Raw genomic sequence first — 21,102 nt, 5'->3', positions numbered from 1 at the left:
GACTTGGGCCTGGTGTTGGCCCAGGCCGAGCGTCAGCAGGAGGACATCGCTTCGCAGCTCAAGCATTACTCCGGCGAGTTGCACGCCTCGATGGATGAACTGGTGGGCACGATTGGCCAGCAGAACAGCGTGTCTGCCCAGGCCGGGGCCACGGTGGAGGGGCTGTCGAGCCAGGCGGATGTCGCGGTGCAGGGCGCACGTACGCTGGCGGGGTCGAGTTTGCGTATTCAGTCGATTGTGCAGGTGATCCAGCAGATCGCCGGGCAAACCAATTTGCTGGCGCTCAACGCGGCCATTGAAGCCGCGCGCGCCGGCGACCTCGGCCGCGGCTTTGCGGTGGTGGCAGACGAGGTGCGCAAGCTGGCGGAAATCACGCGCAAGAATGCGGCGGAAATTGGTGTGGATATCGACTTGTTGTCGAGTGAGATCCAGCGGGTGGCCCAGCAGATTGAAGACCAGTCCACCGGGGTGGGTGCGCTGCGGGAGATGCTGGATGTGCTGGAGGCGTCGAGCCGCGCCACCGAAGGCACGGCGCAACGGACCAAGACCATTGCCGATACGTTGACCGGGCTCACCCATGCGTAGGCGCTAGCAGCAGGTAAAAAAACGGCGCGGGGCTCATGGCACTGAACGGGGAATTCAGTGCATGATGCGTCGCTCATATCAAGGACGATAACAACCGTGAAAAGCGCCCTCGCCGCCCTGCTATTGCTGTGCCTGACCGCTCCCGCCTTCGCCGCCGAAAACCCCGTCGGCTTCAAGACCGTCACCCTGCCCGATACGCAAGAAAACCGACCACTCGAACTGGTCGTCTGGTACCCCGCCACCACCACCGCCAAACCCACCCTGATCGCCGACAACGCGGTGTTCATCGGTGCCCTCGCCGTACCCGACGCCCCGCCGGCTGCCGGTGAGCATCCGCTGGTGGTGCTCTCCCACGGGTATGGCGGTAACTGGGGCAAGCAGGTGTGGCTGGCCAGTGCGTTGGCGCATCAGGGCTACATCGTGGCGGCGGTCAACCACCCCGGCACCACCACCAAGGATCGCAACCTGCAAACCGCCGCGCAGTTATGGCAACGCCCGGCCGACCTGAGCCGCGTGATCGACGCGGTATTGGCCCAGCCGAAGCCATTTGGCGCGGTCGCGAATGGCCAGATTGCCGCCGTGGGCCATTCCCTTGGCGGCTGGACCGTGCTGGAAATCGCCGGGGCGCGCTTCGACCCCGAGCTGTTCAGCCGCGACTGCAGCGCCCACCCCAAGCTCGGCGGCTGCATCGGCTATCAGGAGATGAATCCCGCTGGCACGCCAGAAGGTAAAGCGCGCTTGGCGGCGGATTTGAGCGACAAGCGCGTCACCGCCATCGTGTCCCTGGACCTGGGCCTGTCGCGCGGCTTCACCGACGCCAGCCTGGCTGCGCTGCCGGTACCGGCGCTGGTGATTGCGGGGGGTGTGCCGTCGGAAGATATGGACCCGCAGTTGGAGTCCGCTGATATGGTCAAGCGCCTGCCTGAAGCAACGACGAAGTATGTGGAGATCAGCGACGCCACCCACTTCAGCTTTATGTCGATCTGCAAGCCGGGCGGCATGGCGTTGATTGAGGAGAGTTCGCCAGGCGACGGCATGATTTGCCGCGATGGTGAGGGGGCTCGGCCACGGGCGGTGATTCAGCAGCAGGTGGTGGGGCTGATCAGTGAGTTTTTGGGGCGCAAAGCGCCTAACTAAAGAAAAGGCTATTCAAGAAAAAACGAATCAAATACGATGCAGAAGTGTATTAACCCTCACAAATGCATTGTATAGGATGCAAACACTGTGGACGATTTAGGTTTCCTGATCAAAAACCTGCGAAAGGCAGCTGGCCTTTCCCAAAGCCAGCTCGCACTTCGGCACGGTATGAGTCGTGCAACCATCTCCGGAATCGAGAACAACACCATCCCCGAAGTGGGAATTCGCAAGGTGGCTGCGATCCTTGAAGGGTTAGGGTACGAGTTAACCGCGACACCTAAGCGTCGACGCAAAACGCTGGATGAACTGAAAGCAGAAAACGTCCATGACTAGACCAAGCGATCGGCTGCACATCGGCACCAGCGGAGTGCCTGCCGGAATACTCGGGCGCGGCGAAGAAAACCAGCGCGATTCGGTGTTTTCGTATAACCCGGCAGTCACCGAAAAGAACGCGGTTTCCCTGACCATGCCGGTGCGCCTGGAGAGCTACATCTGGGCGTATGGCATCCATCCCCTGTTTGAGATGCATCTCCCCGAAGGCCACCTGAAAGCGGAGCTTGTGCGACGTTTCAGCAAGTCAGTGCAAGGCTTTGATGACTTCACATTGCTGGGTATCGTCGGCCCCCATCAACTGGGCCGCATCAGCGTCGCCCGAGCCACTGCGGATGAATTACTACCTGAAATAAAACTCTCCGAGCTGCTCGTGTATGACGGGGCGAAAGATCTGTTCGACGACCTGATGAAAACCTACGCAGCCTACTCAGGCGTTTCGGGCGTTCAGCCGAAGGTACTGGTGCGCAACGTTGACGATACGAATCCTGACGTTGCGCGTCTCACCCATCGTGGCGCTACGCACTTGGTGAAGGCCTTCAATGATTCAGACTTCGCGCAACTGGCCGCCAATGAGTTTTTCTGCATGCGCGCGGCATTTCATACAGGCCTTGAAGTGCCTGAATGCCAGTTGAGTCAGCAGGGTAAGTTTCTGGTGGTCAAACGGTTCGACATCGGTGAAAGCGCCTACCTTGGTTTTGAAGATATGTGCGTTTTATCCGGATGGGGGACAGATAAAAAGTACGACGGTAGCTACCAGGGTTGCGCGAAGTTGATCAAGACTTACGTCTCTCCTTCTCTTGTGACCAAGGCACTTGAGGACTTTTTTATGATGGTGGCGCTCTGCGCCGGCATACAAAATGGAGACGGGCACTTGAAGAATTTCGGCCTGCTCTATGAGAACTGCGCAGAAGACGCCGATATTTGGCTCGCGCCAGCTTACGACCTTGTGACGACCACGGTGTATCAAGTCAACGACATTATGGGTCTGTTGCTCGGCGGTTCAAAGGCTTGGCCAAAACGTAAGATGCTGGTCCAGTTCGGGCGCAGTTCGTGCAGTTTGACAGAAGCCCGTTGCAATGAATTGCTCGCCAGAGTCCACAGCGGTATGAGCCGTGCAATGGTGGAGCTTTCGGAGTATCGAAGCACCCATCCGGAGTTTGATGTTGTTGGGGAAAAGATGACCGCTGCATGGGCAACAGGGCTGGCGAGGAGTATTGAACCGGCGTGATTGTGCTTGCTTGGTATAGGGCGGTGATTCAGCAGCACGGCTGACTATTTATCGTTTTAACTTTATTGAACGGCGGAGCGAACATGCAAGAAAGTAAACCACTGAAGGGACTGGGCGGTTGGCTGATCGTGGTTGGGTTGGGCCTGTTTATAGCCTTGGCGCGTCTGGGTTATGCCCTTATCGCGGTGTATTACCCGATATTCGCAGATGGCGCGTTTAGTACCCTCACCTCATCCGGCCCGACGATGACTAACGCCCTGTGGGGCGCGATCCTGATTTCAGAAACCCTCGTCAATGCAGTCTTTATCGCGGCCTTTGGTTATTTGGTTTACCTGTTCTTCTGCGAACATTATTTATTCCCCAAGGTTTATATCGTCACGCTCATTGCCTCGGCTGTTTACGTTCCACTTGATGCATGGTTCAGCTCGCTTGTTCTGGTGGATGAACCCATATTCGACTACAACACGACCAAGGAAACCGTCCGCGGATTGGTGTCCACCTCGATCTGGGTCCCCTACATACTGTTCTCCAAAAGGGTCAAGGCAACGTTTGTCCAACGCCGGCCGGTTGCGGCGCAAGCGCCTGGCCCCGTCAGCCTTTGACGCGGTGAGCATCGAGCGCCTGCCCGATGACCGGCTGGCGCTCACCGGCAAAGAAAAACGCCACCACCAGCCACACCCTGCCAGGCAGGCTGCCCCCATCACATCGATAGCACTGATGATTACTATCGAACCTCTCGCCTAGCGTTGCCGAGCCCGATTCCTATAATAACCTTCTAATTTTTCACCCTCGCCTGGCCTCAGGCGACATCCCCCCTTGGAACCCAGCATCATGCCAAGCGCCCTCCAGGCCCCCAGCGGCCGTCCCGAACATAATCAACAAAGCGTCAAACAGCAGTGGCTGGCGATTCTCTCGGTCGCGGTGGGCGCCTTCGCCCTGGTGACCAGTGAATTCCTGCCGGTGGGTGTACTCAACGACGTCGCCGCCGACCTCGGTATCAGTGCCGGTCGCGCCGGGCTGATGGTGACGCTGCCGGGCATCATGGCTGCCCTCGCCGCGCCGTTCCTGTCGGTGAGCATTGGCGCCATGGACCGTCGTTACCTGCTGATCGGCCTGACGCTGATCATGATCATCGCCAACTCGGTCGTGGCCTTTGCCAGTGACTTCAACCTGCTGCTGTTCGGCCGCGTATTGCTGGGCATCAGCATCGGCGGGTTCTGGGCCACGGCCATTGCCCTCAGTGGGCGGTTGGCGCCCAAGGGCGTGGGCGTCGCGAAGGCCACCTCGATCATCATGATGGGCGTGACCCTGGCCACCGTGCTCGGCGTGCCCGTCGGTACCTGGCTCAGCGGCCTGATGGGCTGGCGCATGACGTTCCTGGTCACTGCGTTGCTGGGCGTGCCGGTGCTGCTGGCGCAGGTGTTCCTGCTGCCGCGGCTCACCCCGGAGAAGGCCATTCGCATCAGTGACCTGCCGGCGTTGTTTATCAACCCACAGGCGCGGATCGGGTTGATCGCGGTGCTGTTGATCGGCCTGGCGCACTTTGCGGCCTATACCTATGTCGCGCCGTTCTTCAAATACAGTTCCGGCTTCGACGGGCCGACGATTGGTTCGCTGTTGCTGCTCTTCGGCGTGGCCGGGGTGTTCGGCAATATCTTTGCCGGTTTCGCCGCCAACCGCAGCGTGCGTCACACCCTGTTGCTGGTGGCGCTGATGATCGGCACCAGCACCGCGCTGTTCCCCCACTTCGCCACCGGCATGACCGGCGCAGCGATGCTGATCGGGCTGTGGGGCTTCGCCTTCGGCGCCTTCCCGGCCTGTGCCAGTATCTGGATGTTTGTGGTGGCGCCCAAGGATGTCGAACGCGGCATGCCGCTGTTTGTGGCCTTGTTCCAAGTAATCATTGCCTTGGGCTCGTTCTTCGGTGGGCGGATCGTCGACCAGTTGGGCAGCTCGGTGCTGTTGAGCCTGGCCACGGCGCTGCTGGGCTGCGGTTTTGTCACCGTGCTGGTGTTGGGGCGCAACGTCAGTAATAGCCTGGCGACCCAGCCTGGCTAGGCCTGTGCGGCGGCTACGTGGGGAGCTGTCGCCATTTTTAAGCTGGTATCATCGCGGCCTGTCCAACCCGGGTACAACCTATGAATCGCCAGAAAAAACTGCAACAGCTGTTCAAGGCCAAAGCCAAAAAGGCCAGCGCCAAATTGGCACCGAAATCCAAGGATAAGTACATCAGCAAGGCCGAGCGGGAAAAGCTGGCGGCTGAGGCCGCCCAGGCGCCAGACATGTCCCCCGAGGGTTAACTCAGCAACCGCTCAGCGCTTCGGGCCGGCGCTCACCGGCAAAGAAAAACGGCCGCAGGCGCACGCCCACGCCGTTGCCGATAAACGCCGCCACCAGCCACACCCAGCCATGCAGGCTGCCCGAGGCGATGCCGCTGAAGTACGCGCCGATGTTGCAGCCGTAGGCCAGGCGCGAGCCGTAGCCGAGCAGCAGGCCGCCGATCACTGCGGCCAGCAGCGAGCGGGCCGGGATCTTCAGGCTGGGGGCAAAGCGTCCGGCCAGGCCGGCGGCCAACAGCGCACCGAGGACGATACCGATGTCCATGACGCTGGTGATGTCTTCCCACACCGGCGCAGCCAGGGCCTTGGCGTTGCCCGGCATTTGCCAGAACGTCCAGCTGGCCACGTCCACACCCAACCCGTTTGCCACCTTGGCGCCCCACAGCGCGAAGGCCGAGGTAATCCCCCACGGCCGCCCGGCCAGCGCCAGGGTGGCGTAGTTGAGCAACGCCAAACCAATCGCGCCCCATACCAACGGCCATGGCCCACGCAGGAATCGGCGCAGGCCTTGGTGTTCGCTGGTCACGCCTTCTTCAAGCTGGCCGTGGCGGCGCTTTTCCAGGCTCACGGTGACGGCCGCGATGAGCGCAAACATGGCCAGGCTGGCAAGCAACGCGGGCACTACGCCGAAGCTCTTGACGATGGACACCGCCGGGAACGCCGGCAATGCAAACCACCAGTCCACATGGTGGGTGGCGATCAGCGAGCCGCAGATAAAGAACAACAGCGTCACCAGCATGCGCGCATTACCGCCGCCCACCGTGAACAGCGTGCCCGAGGCACACCCGCCGCCCAACTGCATGCCGATGCCGAAAATAAACGCGCCGAACACCACCGACACCCCGGCCGGCGCCACCAGCCCGACCACCGGTTGCCCGAACAACGTGCCCGCCCCCAGCGCCGGGAAAAACAGCAGCACCGCCAGCGCGAGCATCACCATCTGCGCCCGCAGGCCAGCGCCACGGCGATCATTGATAAACACGCGCCAGGCAGAGGTGAAGCCGAAGGCAGCGTGGTAAAGGGTCAAGCCCAGCGCGGCGCCAACCACCAGCAACAGCACCTGGCGCGAACCGACGCTGTTTTGCAGGAACAGGGCGCCCAGCACCAGGATGACAAAGGCCACCAGCGGCGCGACAGGCTTGCGCGCAGGGGTGAGGGAAAGAGAGGTGCTCATGGGGTATCTCGGTTTGATTTGAAGGGGTGATTGCGAAGGGGCGAGTATAACCTGTGGGCGTTGTCGATCTTCAGCGAGGCTGCGATAGCGATGTGTCAGGCAACGTAGATGCAAGCGATGCCACCGCCAGCGCAGCCTCGCCAGGGCTCGATAACCCATCTAAAATTCAACATAACCAATTGATTTTTAAGGATTAAAACTTAACAAAAAAGTCTTGAGTCTTGCATAAACAATTTCAGGCTGACCGAATTCCTGTGGTGAGCGGGCTTGTCCCGCGTTGGGGTGCGAAGCGCCCCTGATGAAGATGAATGTGGTGTATCAGGTACTCCTCCGCGCCTGGTTTTGGGGCTGCTGCGCAGCCCAACGCGGGACAAGCCCGCTCACCACAGGGTCCCAGTTGGCTACACAACAGCCTCTCGCTGCGGTCACCTTGTATAGGGGGGTGGGGTATGACACACTCCGCCGCACTATAGGTAGGGGGGGTATACCGTGGGCCATATCGCAGCCAACAAAGACAGCCTGATAAAACGGGTCAAGCGCATCGCCGGGCAGATTCAGGCGGTGGAAAAAGCCCTGGCGTCGGACGCCGACTGCGCCAAGACCCTGCACCTGGTGGCCGCTACGCGCGGCGCCATCAACGGCTTGATGGAAGAAATCATCGAAGAACACGCCAGGGCGCACGTGGCCGATCCCTCCCTCAGCGAGGAAGAACGCAGCAAGGGCGTCGAAGAACTGCTCGAAGCCATCCGGCGCTACGCCAAATGACGCCCACGACCCACCACGCCCACGACCATGTGTTCCTCGGCGCCGCCCACGACGAGAACGCCAGGCGCACCCTGTGGGTGGTGATGCTGACGGTGGTGATGATGGTGGCGGAAATTGCCGCCGGCTACCTCACCGGCTCCATGGCCCTGCTGGCCGACGGTTTTCATATGGCGACCCATGCCGGTGCCTTGGGCATTGCCGCCGCAGCCTATGCCTATGCCAAACGCCATGCGCGCAGCCCGCGCTACAGCTTCGGCACCGGCAAGGTGGGCGACCTGGGTGGCTTCGCCTCGGCGCTGATCCTGGCGCTGGTGGCCCTGGGCATTGGCGTCGAGTCGGTGATCCGCCTGCTGAAACCCACCGAGGTGCAGTTCGGTACCGCCACCCTGATTGCCGTCGTGGGCCTGGTGGTGAATATCGTCAGTGCGCTGTTGCTGGGCCACGGTCACAGCCATGAGCACGATCACGAGCACCACCACGGCAGCGACAACAACCTCAAATCCGCCTATGTGCATGTGCTCGCCGATGCGCTGACCTCGGTCCTCGCCATCGCCGCCTTGCTGGCCGGGCGTTACCTGGGCTGGGTGTGGCTGGACCCGGTGATGGGTATCGTCGGTGCCATCGTGATCGCGCGCTGGGCCTGGAGCCTGATGGGGGTGACCGCCGGTGTGCTGTTGGATCAAACCGATGAGCACGTCGCCGCCGAGATCCGCGAGTTGGTCGAGCAACCCGGCGACGCCAGGATTACCGACCTGCACGTGTGGCGCGTGGGCCCCGACGCCCACGCAGCGATCGTGAGTGTGCTCGGCCAGGCGACCACGGATGCCGACACCCTTCGCGAGCGTCTCAAGGCGGTGCATGAAGTGAGCCACCTCACCATTGAGTTTCGTTCGGCGTAAGCCTTTACCCCCCCCAGGTGACCCCTTGGCTAAAGACATCGAAAACCCCTGCGTCTCCACCTGCCAGCTCAGCGGCGACCTGTGCGTCAGCTGTGGCCGCAGCAAGGACGAGATCCGCAAGTGGAAACGCATGAAACGCCCCGAGAAAATGGCCGCCGTGCAACGTGCAACCCAACGCTTGAAAGCGTTGAAAAAAGCCAGGTAAGCCGCTTGATCAGGAGCGCCCCACCGACCCCGATACCGGAAGGTTACCCAGCAATTTGAGCCCGGTGCTTTTCACGAAGGTGTCGTAGTCCATCGGCTTCTGGATACGCGTTTCGGCGTTGGGCAGCACGTAGGCCCAGGCGCGCTGGCTGGAGGCGTCGTACACCAGCTTGAACAGGCGCGTCGGCACCCAGATCTTGTTGGCGCCGATGGTGCTGTAGCCCGGGTCGAACAGCGGCCCGGTGAACACATACACGTCACCGCCCGCGCGCACCGCGAACTTGCGCACGTCGGCCTCGACCTTACTCCAGATCTTGCGGTTGTTGGTGGGGTCCTGAGGCACCATGTTCGACAGCGCAAACGACTGGGCCATGGCCTTGGCATCGGGGGCATCGGCGGCCGGGGATTGATGGCCGCGATCCATGGCCGGTTGCTGGCCATGGTAGTCGCTCAACTCGGCCCGCGCGCCCTTGGGAATGCGCGGGTCCGCGTAGAAATGGTTGGTCCGTTCCTCGCCTTTGGCGTCCTTGAGCTGGCGGGCGTTGAGGCGCTCGACCACCACCAGCGGCGTCTTGCTGGTTTGCGAATACAGCACGGCGAAATGGTCGGAGCACAGCGCCAGGGGTTTCATGCTGGCGGGGATGGTTGCGGTTTTGATCGGCGTCGCGCCAGGGAATACATCGGCACAGCTGTCGAACGACAACTGCCGTTCCTGAGTGGAATAAAGGTCTATCGCACCACGGGCATGTGCCCCGGCCGAAAACAGGATAAAGGCCGATAGCCCAACTGCAATGTTGCGTAGGTACATGGATTGAATCTTCGAAGGAAAGTGAAGCGGCAGGCTCCGCGTACGGAGCCAAGTGAATGATATTTCGAGGATTATGGACTAGCAGATGTCAGATTAGTGCCCGAGCGACGCCGGCTTTCCCGCACCCCGCGCGCCCGGCTTGAAGCCATGGGCGCTGGCCACCCAGGCAATGGCAAACGACACGGCCACCAACAGCAGCATCGCCCACGCAAATGCGCCCACGCCCCAGGTGTCCAGCAGCACGCCACCGACCACGCCGCTGCCGGCAATCGCGCTGTTCCACGCCACCACGTTCAGCGACAGCGCCACATCCGCGCCCTCTCCCGCCGCATCCGCCAGGGCGGTTTGCAGCAAGGTCGCGGCGCCGCCGAAGCTCAGGCCCCAGACCGCCACGCCGAGGTAAATCACCTGCGGCATCGTTCCCAGTAAGCCGAACACCAGGCTGATGAGCGCAAAGCTCGCCAGGCTTGCCAGCACGGTGTTGCGCAATAACGGCTCAACCAGCCTGGCCGTGAGCCAAATCCCCGCCAGCGCAGCGATCCCGAAGACCAGCAACACCAGGTCCACGCGCTCGGCCAAACCGGCCGGCGCCACGAACGGTGCGATGTAGGTGTACAGAATGTTGTGCGCCAGCATCCAACTGATCACCACCGCCAGCACAGGGCGCACGCCCGGCGTGGTCAGCACCTTGCCCAGCGACAGGCGTTGATGGGCGGGCTGCGGCGCGTAGTCCGGGACTTTTACCAGCACCCAGGCGATCAGTATCAGGCTCACCGCCGACATCAGGCCGAAGGTGGTGCGCCAGCCCACCAGGCCACCGACCCAGGTGCCCAGCGGCACTCCCAACGACAGCGCAATCGGCGTGCCGACCATCGCCAGCGCCAGTGCCTTGCCCTGTTGGTGGGGCGCAACCATGCGCCGGGCGTAACCGGCCAGCAGGCTCCAGGCCAACCCCGCCGCCACCCCGGCAAAGAAGCGTGCCACCAGCGTCACGCCATAGTGGGACGACAACGCAGTGATCGAGTTGAACAGCAGGAAACCGACGATGGTCAGCAGCAGCACATTGCGCCGGCGCCAGCCACGGGTGGCGATGGTCATGGGGATCACCGCCAGCACCGAGCCCAGCGCATACGCGGTGACCATCTGCCCGGCCATCGACGGCGAAATCGCCAGGCCATCGCTGATCAACGGCAACAGGCCGGCGGGCAGGGTTTCGGTGACGATACAGATGAAGCCCGTCATCGCCAGGGCGAGCAAGGCACCAATGGGCAGGCGCTCGGAGGCGGCCGATAAAGTGAGTGAGGGGGTCACGGGAAACTCCTTGGGCAAGACTTAGATACTGATCGATATAAATGTTGCGGGCGATTGGTGCGCGTTGTCAACGACTTATGTATCGACTAGTATTTATCTCGCTTTCCCACCGGAGACCTGACATGGCACAAATGGGCCGCCCCCGCACCTTCGACCGCGAACACGCCGTGGAACAGGCCATGCACCTGTTTTGGCAGCATGGCTACGACGCCACTTCCCTGGCTCAACTCAAGGCGGGCTTGGGTGGCGGGATCTCCGCGCCGAGTTTCTACGCGGCGTTCGGCTCCAAGGAGGCGTTGTTCGACGAGTGTGTGCAGCGCTACCTGGCGACCTACGCCCAGGTCACCGAATGCCTGTGGGACGACACCCTGCCCCCGCGCCAGGCCGTCGAAACCGCGCTGCGCCAGTCGGCGCGCATGCAATGCGAAGACGGGCACCCCAAAGGCTGCATGGTGGCGCTGGGCGTGATGAGTGCGCCCAGCCCGGAAAATGCGCGGGTGGCCGACGGGTTGACCCAGTCGCGCCTGCGTACGCGGGCGGGGATTGTGGCGTGCGTGGAGCGCGCGGTTCGGTTGGGCCAGTTGCCGCAACAGACCCAGCCCGCCGTGATGGCGAGTGTGTTTGACAGTTTTTTGCAGGGGGTGTCGATCTTGGCGCGGGACAACGTGCCCCATGCCACCCTCGACGCGGCGATCAGCCAGTTGCTGATGAGCTGGGATGTTGCCGCGTCAACGGTACCTCCCCGTAGCACACCTTCGAAATAACCGCCTTCCATGGGGGGGATAACCCAGCGGATGTTCAGCCCCGGCGATATAAATACGGCGCTCCCTGCGGGCCACGCTTGCTTTCGCTGATGGCACACCGCTAATCTTGCGAATAATTCTTATCCGCAGACGTATCCTTCCATGTCGGCAAGCAACCTTCCCTTGAACCAGGCTGTCCATGCGCTCTACACCGAGCACCATGGCTGGCTGTTCGGCTGGCTGCGCAAAAAGCTGGGTTGCCCCCATAACGCCGCGGATCTTTCCCACGATACGTTTGTGCGAATCCTCGCCTCCCGCGATGCCCTCGGTGGCATGCGCGAGCCCCGGGCGTTTCTCACCACAACGGCGCGCCACCTGATTATCGACCGCGCACGCCGCCGCCGGTTGGAAGAGGCCTACCTGCGGGAACTGGCGCAGACCGTCGAGATGATGGAGCAATGCCAACAGTCGCCGGAACAGATCCTCGTCACCCTGGAAGCGCTGGAGCAGATCGCCTTCGTGCTCGACGGCCTGGCCCTGAATGCGCGGCAGGCGTTCCTGCTGTACTTCCTCGAAGGCCTGCGCCAAAGCGACATCGCCAGCCGCCTGGGGATTTCCGAGCGCATGGTGCGCAAGCATTTGATGAACGCACTGATGCACTGCAACCACGCGTTGGACGTATGAGCAGCGACCTCGACCAGCAGGCCGCCAACTGGGTGATTCGCCTGAATGAAGGCAACCTCAGCGAGCGCGAGCAACAGCAATTCGAACGCTGGAAGGCCGCCGACCCACGGCACGTGGCGGCGTTTGAGCGCTTGCAGGGTTTTGTCGGGCGTTTGCAGGCGTTGCGCCCGCAACAGGCGCCGGTGCAGGCCGCGCTGGAAGCGGCACGGGTACGTCGGCGCAACCCGGCCGGCCGCGTGCTGCTGGGCCTGTTGCTGGCGTTGCCGGTGGCCCTGGCACTGCGAACCTACCCGCCCGGTTACTGGCTGGCCGACCAGCGCACCGCCCCGGCGCAATGGCAGCGGGTCGACCTGGAAGATGGCTCGCAATTGACCCTCGGCGGCAACAGCGCCGTCGACCTGACTTTCAACGGCCAGCAGCGCCAGGTGCGCTTGCTGCGTGGCGAAATCCTCGTGCAAGTGGCCCATGATGCGACGCGGCCGTTTACGGTGGTGACCGACGACGGCCAGATGCGTGCCCTCGGCACGCGCTTCACGGTCAAGCGCGAAGCACCGGGCACACTGCTGGGTATGCTCGAATCCACCGTCGCCGCCACCGACGCCAGCCGGCATGACGCCGTCCAGGTCAGCGCCGGCGAACAGGCACGCATCACCCCGGACGCGGTCACGCTGTTGGGCAAGATCGACCCACGCGCCACGGACGACGCCTGGAAACACCATCAATTGGTGGTGCAGGACCGGCCGTTACCGGAGGTACTCGACGAACTCGCGCGCCAGTACGGCGGCCACGTGCAGTTCGATCGCCAGCAGTTGGCCGACCTGCGCGTGTCCGCGGTGTTGCCGCTGGATAACCCGCGGCGCGCCCTGCAATTGATTGCCGACGGCCTGCCGGTGCGTATCCGCGCATTCAGCCCGTTGTGGTTGCAGGTCGAACGCCTGGAAAAATAGTTTCGCCTGCCGGGTTCCGCTTTTCACGCCTGCCCCGTCAAGGAAGAAAGCACCTCAATAACAGGAATTTCTTCCATGCCCCGCCACCTCAAGCGTTCTCCCATACCCCTCGCCCTGGCGATCAACCTGGCCAGCCTGGCTGCGCTGAGCTTAGGCGTGTGCAGCCCGGTGGCGGCGCAGGAGGCGGCGCGTTATGCCATTGCCGCCGGCCCCCTGGGACCTGCGCTGAATCTGTTCGCCCAGCAGGCCCATGTGGCGCTGTTGTTTGACAGCACAACTGTCGCCGGCCTCAACACCACCGGCCTGCAAGGCGACTTCCCGGTGGCCCAGGGTTTTGCCCAGTTGCTGCGCGGCAGTGGCTTGCGGGCGGTGCAAGGCGCCAATGGCTACGTGCTGGTGCCGATCGACACCACAGGCTCCTTGGAACTGGGGCCCACGTCGATCACCGGACGGATCGAAGAGAGCAGCACCGATCACGTCCAGGGCTATGTCGCCACGCGCAACCTCAGCGCCACCAAGACCGACACGCCGATCATCGAAACCCCACAATCGCTGTCGGTGGTCACCAGCGACGAGATCCGCGACCGCCAATCGGAAACCCTGTCGCAGACCCTCGACCTGACCCCGGGCTTCACCAGCCAGCCCACCAGCTTCAACCGCACCTCGGACCGCTTCCGCATTCGCGGCTTCGATGTGGAATCGGCCACCGGCGGCTCCCTGCGCGACGGCCTGCGCTTGCAGAACAACTCCTACGACGGCGTGCAGGAACCCTATGGCCTGGAACGTGCGGAAGTGATTCGCGGCGCGGCGTCGGTGCTGTATGGCCAGCTGTCGCCGGGCGGCCTGATCAATACCGTGAGCAAGCGCCCCAGCCAGACGCCCTACCACGAGATCAACCTGCAAGCCGGGCAGAACGACCGCAAGCAACTGTCCGCGGACTTCACCGGCCCGTTGGGCGACAGCGACACCTTGAGCTACCGCCTGACCCTGCTCGATCGCAAGAGCGACACCGCCGCCGACCATATCAACAACGATAAGATCTACGTGGCCCCGGCCCTGACCTGGCGGCCCGACGACGACACTTCGCTGACCCTGCTGTCGTTCTACCAGAAGACCGAAACCGGCTTCTCCGCGCCCCTGCCCTATCAGTTGACCAAAGGCGTCGGCGAAGGCCGGTTCCAGATCGGCCGCCACGACTTTATCGGCGAGCCGGACTACGACGAAATGAACGGCGAGATGTCGGCGCTGGGCTATGAGTTCGAACATCGCTTCGATGAACACACGCGCATCAGCAACAAGCTGCGTTACTACCAGTCGGATGTGACCTGGCGTTACCTGCAAGTCAACATCGCCGGCACCAACATCGGCACCGCACAAACCACCGGCCTGCTGCGACGCCAATACAGCGACCGCCAGGAACGCTCGCGAGGCCTGGCCAGCGACACCAATATCGAGAGCAAATGGCAGTTCGGCGACTGGCAGCACACCTTCCTGCTGGGTTTCGATGGCTACGACACCAGTTACGATTCGCACAACTTCCGTGGCAACGCACCGTCGCTGAACCTGGCGACCTACAACTACGGCCAGCCGGTGGTGGTCAATAAAAACCCCGCGACCGACCGTGGCTCGCAGATCGATACTCTGCAAAAAGGCATCTACTTCCAGGACCAGATCAAGTTCGACGAACGTTGGATACTGCTGCTCGGTGGCCGTCATGATTGGGCGGACCAGCACACCGAACTGTTCCGCAATGGCGCCGACAGCGGCAAAAGCGATGAAGCCACCACCTGGCGCGCGGGCCTGGTGTACAAGGCCGACAACGGCCTGGCGCCCTACATCAGCTACAGCGAATCGTTCTTCCCGGTGGCCGGCGCCAACAAGGCAGAGCAAAGCTTTGTGCCCACCGAGGGCAAGCAATATGAGATCGGTATCCGCTATCAACCCGAAGGCAGCGCCACGCTGCTGAGTGCGGCGGTGTACCAGTTGGAACAGCGCAACGTGTTGAGCCAGGACCGCACCGACCTCAATTTCTCGGTACAGGTCGGCGAAGTGCGCTCCCGTGGTTTCGAGTTGGAAGCCAAGACCGAAGTCACCCCCAACCTCAGCCTGATCTCGTCCTACGCCTACATCGACGCACGCATCACCAAAAGCGATATCGCCAGCGAAATCGGCCAGCGCAGCGAAGACACCCCCTACCACCAGGCCGCCCTCTGGGCCGATTACCGCCTGGCGGCGCTCGGCATCCCGCAACTGCGCATCGGCGGCGGCGCCCGCTACAAAGGCACTACCCAGGCCTCCGGCGTGCCGTCATCGATGCCCGCTTATACCCTGTACGACGCCCGCGCCAGCTACGAGATCGACCCGCATTGGGAAGTCGCGCTGAACGCCAATAACGTCACCAACAAGCGCTACACCTACTGCGAATTCGCGATTTGCCGCTATGGCGATGAGCGACAGTTGGTCAGTTCGTTGACGTATCGCTGGTAAGGCGCACCGGCAGCGGCTCGGCAATGTTCAGCCTGGGTCCGCAGCCAGGCTGAGCGCGTGGATCTTGTCGACAATCTGCCGTGAAGCCTTACGGATCGCCGTCGTCGTGCTGCCGGCGATATGCGGTGTCAGTTGGGCGTTGCCGATGCCTGCCAGTGGCGAATCAAAGCGGTCTTTTTCGTGGACAAAGGTATCGATGGCAACCGCTTTTATATGCCTGGGAAACGCGGTCATGAAGCTTGCCAACTGGGCTTCGTCGACGATGCCGCCGCGAGCGGTATTGATCAGTATCGAGCCTTGGCGCATCTGCCTGAACTGGGCAAGGCCGAACAGGCCTTGGGTCAGCGGTGTCAGCGGTACGTGGATAGACACCACGTCGGCCTCCCCCAGCAATTGCTCGAGGGTTTGCCGTCGCTCAAGCCCAAGGCTGTGCGCGACCTGCTGCGTAAAACGCTCTGAACCGCTGGCGATGACCTTGATACCGAGCGATCCCGCTTTGCGTGCGACGGCTTGGGCAATGCTGCCGGTACCGACCAACCCGAGCGTGAGTTCACCGAATTCGCGGCCTGGCGCCAGGGTGCCCTTGGCCCAGCGACCGTTATGCGTTTCGGCGTTGTAGTGGTCCAGGTCCCTGGATAAAAACAACGCCTGGGCGATGACGTATTCGGCCACCGCCGCCGCGTTGGAGCCCGGTGTGTTGAGTACGCTCACGCCCCACCGTTCAGCCTCTTGCCGGTCGATATGGTTAACGCCTGTACCCGCCTGGGCGATGGCGCGCAGCGGCGTTGGCAGGGCCGGTGATGCAGCGGCGCGGATCAGCTCGCGCTCAATGGGAATATTCAGGCGCGTCTTGAACACGCTATACCCCCCGGCCTGGGTCACGGCGTCGATGAAAGCGTGCCTGTCGTGGCCATTGATCTCGGTGTACCAGATGCGTTCGCCATAATGCTCGCGGATACTGTGTTTATCGGTGAAATAGTAGAGATTCAGGGTAACGACCAGGCCCAACTCAAGGAATCGGTCGACTTCCTCGAACAGCAACGGCGGGCCGGGTGCATCCAGTATCAGGGTGGTGAATGCCATACCTGTGAGCCTCTTTAAAGGGTGTTCAACCGCACCAATACACTAGCATCGCGCCACACTTGCTCTAAAACAACAATCGCGAAAAATCGCAGCACTCCTGCGCCATCCGCGCCACGTCCTGGTTCAAGCCGAACTGTCGATCCACGCGATGCAACGCTACATACTGGATATTCGGCAACTCCGGCTGCGTGACCAGCGCGCGTAATGCACCGTGCTCGATCAGGTGCGACAAACACGCCTTGGGCAAATAACTCACGCCGATCCCCGACAGCGCCAACCCCACCTGCACCAGCAGGTTATGGCTGGTGAGGGTGCGCGGCATCTGCACATTGTGCGCGGCCAGCCAACGCTCGTAGATCAGGCCGGTGCCCGACTGCGAACCCTGGGTCAGCACGGTGTAATCGGCCAGCACTTCCAGGCTGACGGGGTCGGGGTGCGGGATCAGGCCAGGCGCGCAGATCCAGGCGTTTTCCACGCTTTGCAGGACGGTGCTGTGGAAGCGCGGGTCGCTGTAGACGTCCGGCACAATCACCAGGTCGAGTTGGTCGCTTTCCAGCTTGCGAAACAGTTCGCTGCTCAGTTCCACTGACGGTTCGATCTGCACCTTGGGGTAGGCCTGGCGCAACGCTTCCACCAGCGCCGGCAGCCAGGTCAAGGCGGTGAGTTCGGTGACGCCGAGGCGAAAACGGCGCACCAGCACCTCGCGGGCGCTGACCCGTTCGAGCAGTTGGTCGCGGCTGTCGAGCAGGTCGCGGGCATAGTCGAGCAGCTCACCGCCCTTCTCCGTCAGCCGGGCGTTGCGCTTGCTGCGGTCGAAAATCTCGACGTCGAAGGTGTCTTCCAGCTCCTGGATGCGCTTGGAGATGGCCGACTGAGACATGTTCAGCTTGTTCGCCGCCGCTTCGAAGCTGCCGAGTTCGGCGATCCAATACAGCGCATCGATTTGCTTGAAGGTGATCATGGCGGCCAACTCATGAAAAAAAGCGATGCTATCACATCATAAAATATCGCTAAAACTCTCCCGTCATCACTCCTAAGATCCGGCCATAGCCCATCGCTATCCAACAATTCTGGAGATTTGCCATGTCCTTGCCCGGTTCACGCATCCTTCCCAACGCGCCCATGGCGCCGGCCGAACTGGTCGAGGCGTTTGCCCATGTCGTCACCCCGCATATCAGCGACAACCTCGGCCGCCATATCGGCGCCCGCGGCCTGACCCGCTACAACCGCAGCGGCAAGCTGGTGGGTACGGCGATCACGGTCAAGACCCGCCCCGGCGACAACCTGCTGATCTACAAGGCCATGAGCCTGCTGCAACCCGGCCATGTGCTGGTGGTGGACGGCCAGGGCGACACCAACAACGCGGTGATCGGCGAGTTGATCAAGCTGTATGCCCAACAGCGCGGTTGCGTGGGGTTTGTGATCGACGGCGCGATTCGCGATGTCGCCAGCTTTGAGCACACCCCCTGCTACGCCCGCGCCGTGGTGCATACCGGCCCGTACAAGACCGGCCCCGGCGAAGTGAACGTGCCGGTGTCCATCGGCGGCATGGTGATCAACCCCGGCGACCTGCTGGTGGGTGATGAAGACGGCCTGGTCGCGTTCTCCCAGGCCGACGCCGCCGAAGTGCTGCGCCGTGCCGCACAACATGCCGAACATGAAGAAGCGGTCAAGGCAGAGATCGCCAGCGGTGCGGTGCGCCAGAGCTGGATCGACAAGGCCCTCAACAACGCCGGCCTGGCGTGAAGGAGTCCGAGATGAGCACTGCATTTTTGTCGGACCGCGTCCTGGGCATCGCACCCTCCCCCAGCATCGCCGCCAACGCCCTGGTCACCGAGTTGCGTGCCCAGGGCCGCGACATCGTCAACTTCACCGTGGGCGAGCCGGACTTCGACACCCCGGCGCACATTCTCGAGGCCGCCAGCCAGGCGATGCGCAGCGGTGACACCCATTACACCGCCACCACCGGCACCCTCGCGCTGCGCCAGGCCATCTGCCTGAAACTGCAGCGCGACAATGATCTGGTGTATGGCCTGGACGAAGTCGTCGCCGGTTGCGGCGGCAAGCACATCATTTATCACGCGTTGGCCGCCACCTTGAATCGCGGCGATGAAGTCATCGTGCACACGCCGTATTGGGTGTCGTACCCGGACATCGCACGGCTCAACGATGCCACGCCGGTGATCATCCCGGGCGATGAAAGCCTGGGTTTCAAGCTGTCGCCCGCCGCCCTCGAAGAGGCGATCACCCCACTCACCAAATGGGTGATCCTCAACAGCCCGAACAACCCCAGCGGCGCGGTGTACAGCGAAGCCGAGCTGCTGGCCCTGGCGCAGGTGCTGCGCCGCCACCCCCATGTGCTGGTCATGGCCGATGAGATCTACGAACACTTCGTCTACGGCGATGCCCAACATGTGCCGCTGACACGCCTGGCGCTCGACCTCAAGCCACGCACGCTGATCGTCAACGGCGCGTCCAAGGGTTATGCGATGACCGGTTGGCGCCTGGGCTTTGGCGCCGGGCCGGCGTGGCTGATCGCGGCCATCGCCAAGCTGCTGTCGCAGACCACTACCTGCCCCAGCTCAGTGAGCCAGGCCGCCGCCGTGGCTGCATTCGCCGGTGACCAGGCGCCTATTGCGGCGATGCGCGAAGAATACCGGCAGCGTCGTGCCCTGATGCTGGAGCGACTGGCGGGTATTCCAGGCCTGGGCATCATCCCGCCCGATGGCGCGTTTTATGTGTTCGCCAACGTCAGCGGCCTGATGGGCAAGCTCACCCCCCAGGGTGATCGCCTGGACAGCGACACCCAACTGGTGGACTACCTGCTGCGCGACTACGGCCTGGCCACGGTCAGCGGCGCGGCCTACGGCATGTCGCCGTATGTGCGCCTGTCGTTCGCAAGCGCCCTGGACGTGATCGAAGAAGGGTGCCGTCGCCTCAAAGACGCATGCCATGACCTGCGCTGACGGCCACCCGTAACACCCGGCGACCAGCGGACGGTCGCCTTTTGACTGCCTAGAACAACAACTTAAAAATCATTGATCTCAAATGAGGCATTCCCATGCACACGCCCCGTATCGCGCTGGTCTGGCAAATCATGATCGGCTTGCTCGCCGGTATCGCCATTGGTGCCCTGCTGCACCGCTTTCCCGAGTCCCGACCGTGGCTGGTGGACAATCTCCTGCAACCGGCGGGCGATATCTTTATCAAGCTGATGAAGATGATCGTGGTGCCTATCGTGTTTGCCTGCATGGTGGTGGGCATTGCCGGCCACGGTGACGGCAAATCCCTGGGCCGTATCGGGGTCAAATCCCTGGGCTATTTTTTCTGCATCACCACCCTGGCGATCATCATCGGCCTGGTCATGGGCAACCTGCTCAAGCCCGGCGCCGGCACTGAACTGTCCAGCCTGCACGCGGCGAATATCACCCTGCCCACCAGCAACGGCGCCGGTCATAGCCTGGGGCAGATCATCGTCGGCATCATCCCCGACAACGTGGTCAACGCCATGGCCCAGGGCAGCCTGTTGTCGGTGCTGTTTTTTGCGGTGATGTTCGGCCTGGGCGTGGCGCGCCTGCCCGCCGAGCGCAAGGACCCGGTCATCGCGCTGTTGCGTGGGGTCAGCGACGCGATGTTCAAGGTCACCTCGATGATCATGGCCTACTCGCCCATCGGCGTGTTCGGCATGATCGCCGTGACCGTGGCCAACTTCGGCTTCAGCTCATTGCTGCCGTTGGCCAAGCTGATCATGGTCAGCTATGTGGCCATCGCGTTCTTTGTGCTGGTGGTGCTCAACCTGGTGGCGCGCGTGTGCGGGATCAACCTGTTCGCGCTGATGCGCCATATCAAGGATGAGCTGGTGCTGGCCTTCTCCACCGCCAGCTCGGCGGCGGTGATGCCGCAACTGATGAAAAAACTCGAAACCTACGGCGTACCTCCTTCGCTGGTGAGCTTTGTGGTGCCGGTGGGTTACTCGTTCAACCTCGACGGCGCTTCCCTGTTCCTCGGCATCGGCACCCTGTTCGTCGCGCAGTTGTACGGCATCGACCTGAGCCTGGGCGATCAGGCCTTGCTGGTGGTGACCATGGTGCTCACCTCCAAGGGGGCCGCCGGAGTACCGGGATTCATGTTCGTGATCCTCTCGGCCACCCTGGCCAGCGCGGGTTTGCCGTTGGAAGGCATCGCGTTTATCGCTGGGGTGTATCGCTTGATGGAGATGCCGACCACGGCGCTGAATGTGCTGGGCAATGCGCTGGCGCCGTTGGTGATTGCCAAGTGGGAGGGGCGTGAGGGGCGGGCTGGGCATGAGTCGAGTGGGAGAAATCTTCCCTCGCTATAATATGAACGCTACGAATAAAGGCGCTCCGAAGAGCGC

22 protein-coding genes are annotated in these 21,102 nt (G+C 62.4%); 17 read left to right on the top strand and 5 right to left on the bottom strand.

Annotated elements, in window-relative coordinates:
- Positions 1-90: 90 nt before the first annotated feature.
- From BFP99_RS34090 to BFP99_RS15395, 7 genes are all read left to right on the top strand, one after another.
- The gene (locus tag BFP99_RS34090) at positions 91-585 is read left to right on the top strand and encodes a methyl-accepting chemotaxis protein (protein ID WP_370671240.1); all 495 of its coding nucleotides are present in this window, start codon (positions 91-93) and stop codon (positions 583-585) included.
- 96 nt (positions 586-681) lie between these two features.
- A complete protein-coding gene (locus BFP99_RS15420) occupies positions 682-1,722 on the top strand; it encodes an alpha/beta hydrolase family protein (RefSeq protein ID WP_065923878.1) in 1,041 nt (346 codons plus the stop codon).
- An 87-nt stretch (positions 1,723-1,809) separates the two neighbouring features.
- On the top strand, positions 1,810-2,055 hold the full coding sequence (locus BFP99_RS15415; protein ID WP_027604011.1) for a helix-turn-helix domain-containing protein: 246 nt from the start codon (positions 1,810-1,812) through the stop codon (positions 2,053-2,055).
- Positions 2,048-3,283, top strand: a complete 1,236-nt coding sequence (locus tag BFP99_RS15410) for a type II toxin-antitoxin system HipA family toxin (RefSeq protein WP_065947629.1) — start codon at positions 2,048-2,050, stop codon at positions 3,281-3,283. The genes BFP99_RS15415 and BFP99_RS15410 overlap by 8 nt, the downstream gene beginning before the upstream one ends.
- A gap of 83 nt (positions 3,284-3,366) precedes the next feature.
- Positions 3,367-3,885 carry a DUF2569 domain-containing protein gene (locus BFP99_RS15405; protein WP_065923880.1) on the top strand — a complete coding sequence of 173 codons (519 nt, stop codon included), beginning with the start codon at positions 3,367-3,369 and terminating at the stop codon, positions 3,883-3,885.
- 229 nt (positions 3,886-4,114) lie between these two features.
- Positions 4,115-5,341, top strand: coding sequence for an MFS transporter (locus tag BFP99_RS15400; RefSeq protein WP_065923881.1), 1,227 nt, complete (start codon positions 4,115-4,117; stop codon positions 5,339-5,341).
- Between the two features lie 80 nt (positions 5,342-5,421).
- On the top strand, positions 5,422-5,583 hold the full coding sequence (locus BFP99_RS15395; protein WP_065923882.1) for a DUF2986 domain-containing protein: 162 nt from the start codon (positions 5,422-5,424) through the stop codon (positions 5,581-5,583).
- Position 5,584: 1 nt separating this feature from the next.
- Here BFP99_RS15395 and BFP99_RS15390 read toward each other — a convergent pair whose 3' ends face one another.
- Complete coding sequence (locus BFP99_RS15390) at positions 5,585-6,796, bottom strand: YeeE/YedE family protein (protein WP_065947628.1); 1,212 nt, start codon at positions 6,794-6,796, stop codon at positions 5,585-5,587.
- Positions 6,797-7,285: 489 nt separating this feature from the next.
- On the opposite strand from BFP99_RS15390, the gene BFP99_RS15385 reads away from it, so the two are divergent.
- Genes BFP99_RS15385 through BFP99_RS15375 form a run of 3 tightly spaced genes read left to right on the top strand, consistent with a single transcriptional unit; the run spans position 7,286 to position 8,665 of the window.
- Positions 7,286-7,561, top strand: a complete 276-nt coding sequence (locus BFP99_RS15385; RefSeq protein WP_027604004.1) for a metal/formaldehyde-sensitive transcriptional repressor — start codon at positions 7,286-7,288, stop codon at positions 7,559-7,561.
- The gene (dmeF, locus tag BFP99_RS15380) at positions 7,558-8,460 is read left to right on the top strand and encodes a CDF family Co(II)/Ni(II) efflux transporter DmeF (RefSeq protein ID WP_065923884.1); all 903 of its coding nucleotides are present in this window, start codon (positions 7,558-7,560) and stop codon (positions 8,458-8,460) included. The genes BFP99_RS15385 and dmeF overlap by 4 nt, the downstream gene beginning before the upstream one ends.
- A 25-nt stretch (positions 8,461-8,485) precedes the next feature.
- Positions 8,486-8,665: a DUF1289 domain-containing protein gene (locus BFP99_RS15375; protein ID WP_027604002.1), complete on the top strand. Its 180-nt coding sequence runs from the start codon at positions 8,486-8,488 to the stop codon at positions 8,663-8,665.
- 9 nt (positions 8,666-8,674) lie between these two features.
- Here the strand turns inward: BFP99_RS15375 and BFP99_RS15370 are convergent, their stop codons facing one another.
- The gene (locus BFP99_RS15370; protein ID WP_065947627.1) at positions 8,675-9,472 is read right to left on the bottom strand and encodes a DNA/RNA non-specific endonuclease; all 798 of its coding nucleotides are present in this window, start codon (positions 9,470-9,472) and stop codon (positions 8,675-8,677) included.
- Between the two features lie 93 nt (positions 9,473-9,565).
- A complete protein-coding gene (locus BFP99_RS15365; protein WP_065947626.1) occupies positions 9,566-10,783 on the bottom strand; it encodes an MFS transporter in 1,218 nt (405 codons plus the stop codon).
- Positions 10,784-10,905: 122 nt separating this feature from the next.
- On the opposite strand from BFP99_RS15365, the gene BFP99_RS15360 reads away from it, so the two are divergent.
- The 4 genes from BFP99_RS15360 to BFP99_RS15345 all read left to right on the top strand — a co-directional run bounded on the left by BFP99_RS15360 (position 10,906) and on the right by BFP99_RS15345 (position 15,644).
- Positions 10,906-11,547: a TetR/AcrR family transcriptional regulator gene (locus BFP99_RS15360; RefSeq protein WP_065947625.1), complete on the top strand. Its 642-nt coding sequence runs from the start codon at positions 10,906-10,908 to the stop codon at positions 11,545-11,547.
- A gap of 141 nt (positions 11,548-11,688) precedes the next feature.
- The gene (locus tag BFP99_RS15355) at positions 11,689-12,210 is read left to right on the top strand and encodes a sigma-70 family RNA polymerase sigma factor (protein WP_065923888.1); all 522 of its coding nucleotides are present in this window, start codon (positions 11,689-11,691) and stop codon (positions 12,208-12,210) included.
- A complete protein-coding gene (locus BFP99_RS15350) occupies positions 12,207-13,157 on the top strand; it encodes a FecR family protein (RefSeq protein ID WP_065923889.1) in 951 nt (316 codons plus the stop codon). Before BFP99_RS15355 ends, BFP99_RS15350 begins: the two co-directional genes overlap by 4 nt.
- A 75-nt stretch (positions 13,158-13,232) precedes the next feature.
- Entirely contained in the window at positions 13,233-15,644 is a 2,412-nt protein-coding gene (locus tag BFP99_RS15345; RefSeq protein ID WP_065923890.1) for a TonB-dependent siderophore receptor, read from the top strand.
- Between the two features lie 27 nt (positions 15,645-15,671).
- On the opposite strand, the gene BFP99_RS15340 is transcribed toward BFP99_RS15345, so the two are convergent.
- Both BFP99_RS15340 and BFP99_RS15335 read right to left on the bottom strand, forming a co-directional pair.
- Complete coding sequence (locus tag BFP99_RS15340) at positions 15,672-16,727, bottom strand: NAD(P)-dependent oxidoreductase (protein WP_065947624.1); 1,056 nt, start codon at positions 16,725-16,727, stop codon at positions 15,672-15,674.
- A gap of 64 nt (positions 16,728-16,791) precedes the next feature.
- The gene (locus BFP99_RS15335) at positions 16,792-17,688 is read right to left on the bottom strand and encodes a LysR family transcriptional regulator (RefSeq protein ID WP_065947623.1); all 897 of its coding nucleotides are present in this window, start codon (positions 17,686-17,688) and stop codon (positions 16,792-16,794) included.
- A 122-nt stretch (positions 17,689-17,810) separates the two neighbouring features.
- On the opposite strand from BFP99_RS15335, the gene BFP99_RS15330 reads away from it, so the two are divergent.
- The 3 genes from BFP99_RS15330 (at position 17,811) to BFP99_RS15320 (ending at position 21,066) form a co-directional block, all read left to right on the top strand.
- Complete coding sequence (locus BFP99_RS15330; RefSeq protein ID WP_065947622.1) at positions 17,811-18,473, top strand: RraA family protein; 663 nt, start codon at positions 17,811-17,813, stop codon at positions 18,471-18,473.
- Between the two features lie 11 nt (positions 18,474-18,484).
- The gene (locus BFP99_RS15325) at positions 18,485-19,693 is read left to right on the top strand and encodes a pyridoxal phosphate-dependent aminotransferase (RefSeq protein ID WP_065947621.1); all 1,209 of its coding nucleotides are present in this window, start codon (positions 18,485-18,487) and stop codon (positions 19,691-19,693) included.
- 95 nt (positions 19,694-19,788) lie between these two features.
- Entirely contained in the window at positions 19,789-21,066 is a 1,278-nt protein-coding gene (locus BFP99_RS15320) for a cation:dicarboxylate symporter family transporter (RefSeq protein WP_065947620.1), read from the top strand.
- Positions 21,067-21,102 lie beyond the last annotated feature (36 nt).

This window comes from Pseudomonas sp. 1 R 17, assembly GCF_900067035.1.
GTDB lineage: Bacteria > Pseudomonadota > Gammaproteobacteria > Pseudomonadales > Pseudomonadaceae > Aquipseudomonas > Aquipseudomonas marginalis.
Note: the sequence above shows the minus strand (reverse complement) of the source record. Positions and strands in the feature narration are given on the sequence as shown.

Coding starts and splice junctions, on each gene's coding strand:
- BFP99_RS34090 (WP_370671240.1), top strand. CDS start 91: ATGGATGAACTGGTGGGCACGATTGGCCAGCAGAACAGCGTGTCTGCC.
- BFP99_RS15410 (WP_065947629.1), top strand. CDS start 2,048: ATGACTAGACCAAGCGATCGGCTGCACATCGGCACCAGCGGAGTGCCT.
- BFP99_RS15405 (WP_065923880.1), top strand. CDS start 3,367: ATGCAAGAAAGTAAACCACTGAAGGGACTGGGCGGTTGGCTGATCGTG.
- BFP99_RS15400 (WP_065923881.1), top strand. CDS start 4,115: ATGCCAAGCGCCCTCCAGGCCCCCAGCGGCCGTCCCGAACATAATCAA.
- BFP99_RS15395 (WP_065923882.1), top strand. CDS start 5,422: ATGAATCGCCAGAAAAAACTGCAACAGCTGTTCAAGGCCAAAGCCAAA.
- BFP99_RS15390 (WP_065947628.1), bottom strand. CDS start 6,796: ATGAGCACCTCTCTTTCCCTCACCCCTGCGCGCAAGCCTGTCGCGCCG.
- dmeF (WP_065923884.1), top strand. CDS start 7,558: ATGACGCCCACGACCCACCACGCCCACGACCATGTGTTCCTCGGCGCC.
- BFP99_RS15370 (WP_065947627.1), bottom strand. CDS start 9,472: ATGTACCTACGCAACATTGCAGTTGGGCTATCGGCCTTTATCCTGTTT.
- BFP99_RS15360 (WP_065947625.1), top strand. CDS start 10,906: ATGGCACAAATGGGCCGCCCCCGCACCTTCGACCGCGAACACGCCGTG.
- BFP99_RS15355 (WP_065923888.1), top strand. CDS start 11,689: ATGTCGGCAAGCAACCTTCCCTTGAACCAGGCTGTCCATGCGCTCTAC.
- BFP99_RS15350 (WP_065923889.1), top strand. CDS start 12,207: ATGAGCAGCGACCTCGACCAGCAGGCCGCCAACTGGGTGATTCGCCTG.
- BFP99_RS15345 (WP_065923890.1), top strand. CDS start 13,233: ATGCCCCGCCACCTCAAGCGTTCTCCCATACCCCTCGCCCTGGCGATC.
- BFP99_RS15340 (WP_065947624.1), bottom strand. CDS start 16,727: ATGGCATTCACCACCCTGATACTGGATGCACCCGGCCCGCCGTTGCTG.
- BFP99_RS15335 (WP_065947623.1), bottom strand. CDS start 17,688: ATGATCACCTTCAAGCAAATCGATGCGCTGTATTGGATCGCCGAACTC.
- BFP99_RS15330 (WP_065947622.1), top strand. CDS start 17,811: ATGTCCTTGCCCGGTTCACGCATCCTTCCCAACGCGCCCATGGCGCCG.
- BFP99_RS15325 (WP_065947621.1), top strand. CDS start 18,485: ATGAGCACTGCATTTTTGTCGGACCGCGTCCTGGGCATCGCACCCTCC.
- BFP99_RS15320 (WP_065947620.1), top strand. CDS start 19,789: ATGCACACGCCCCGTATCGCGCTGGTCTGGCAAATCATGATCGGCTTG.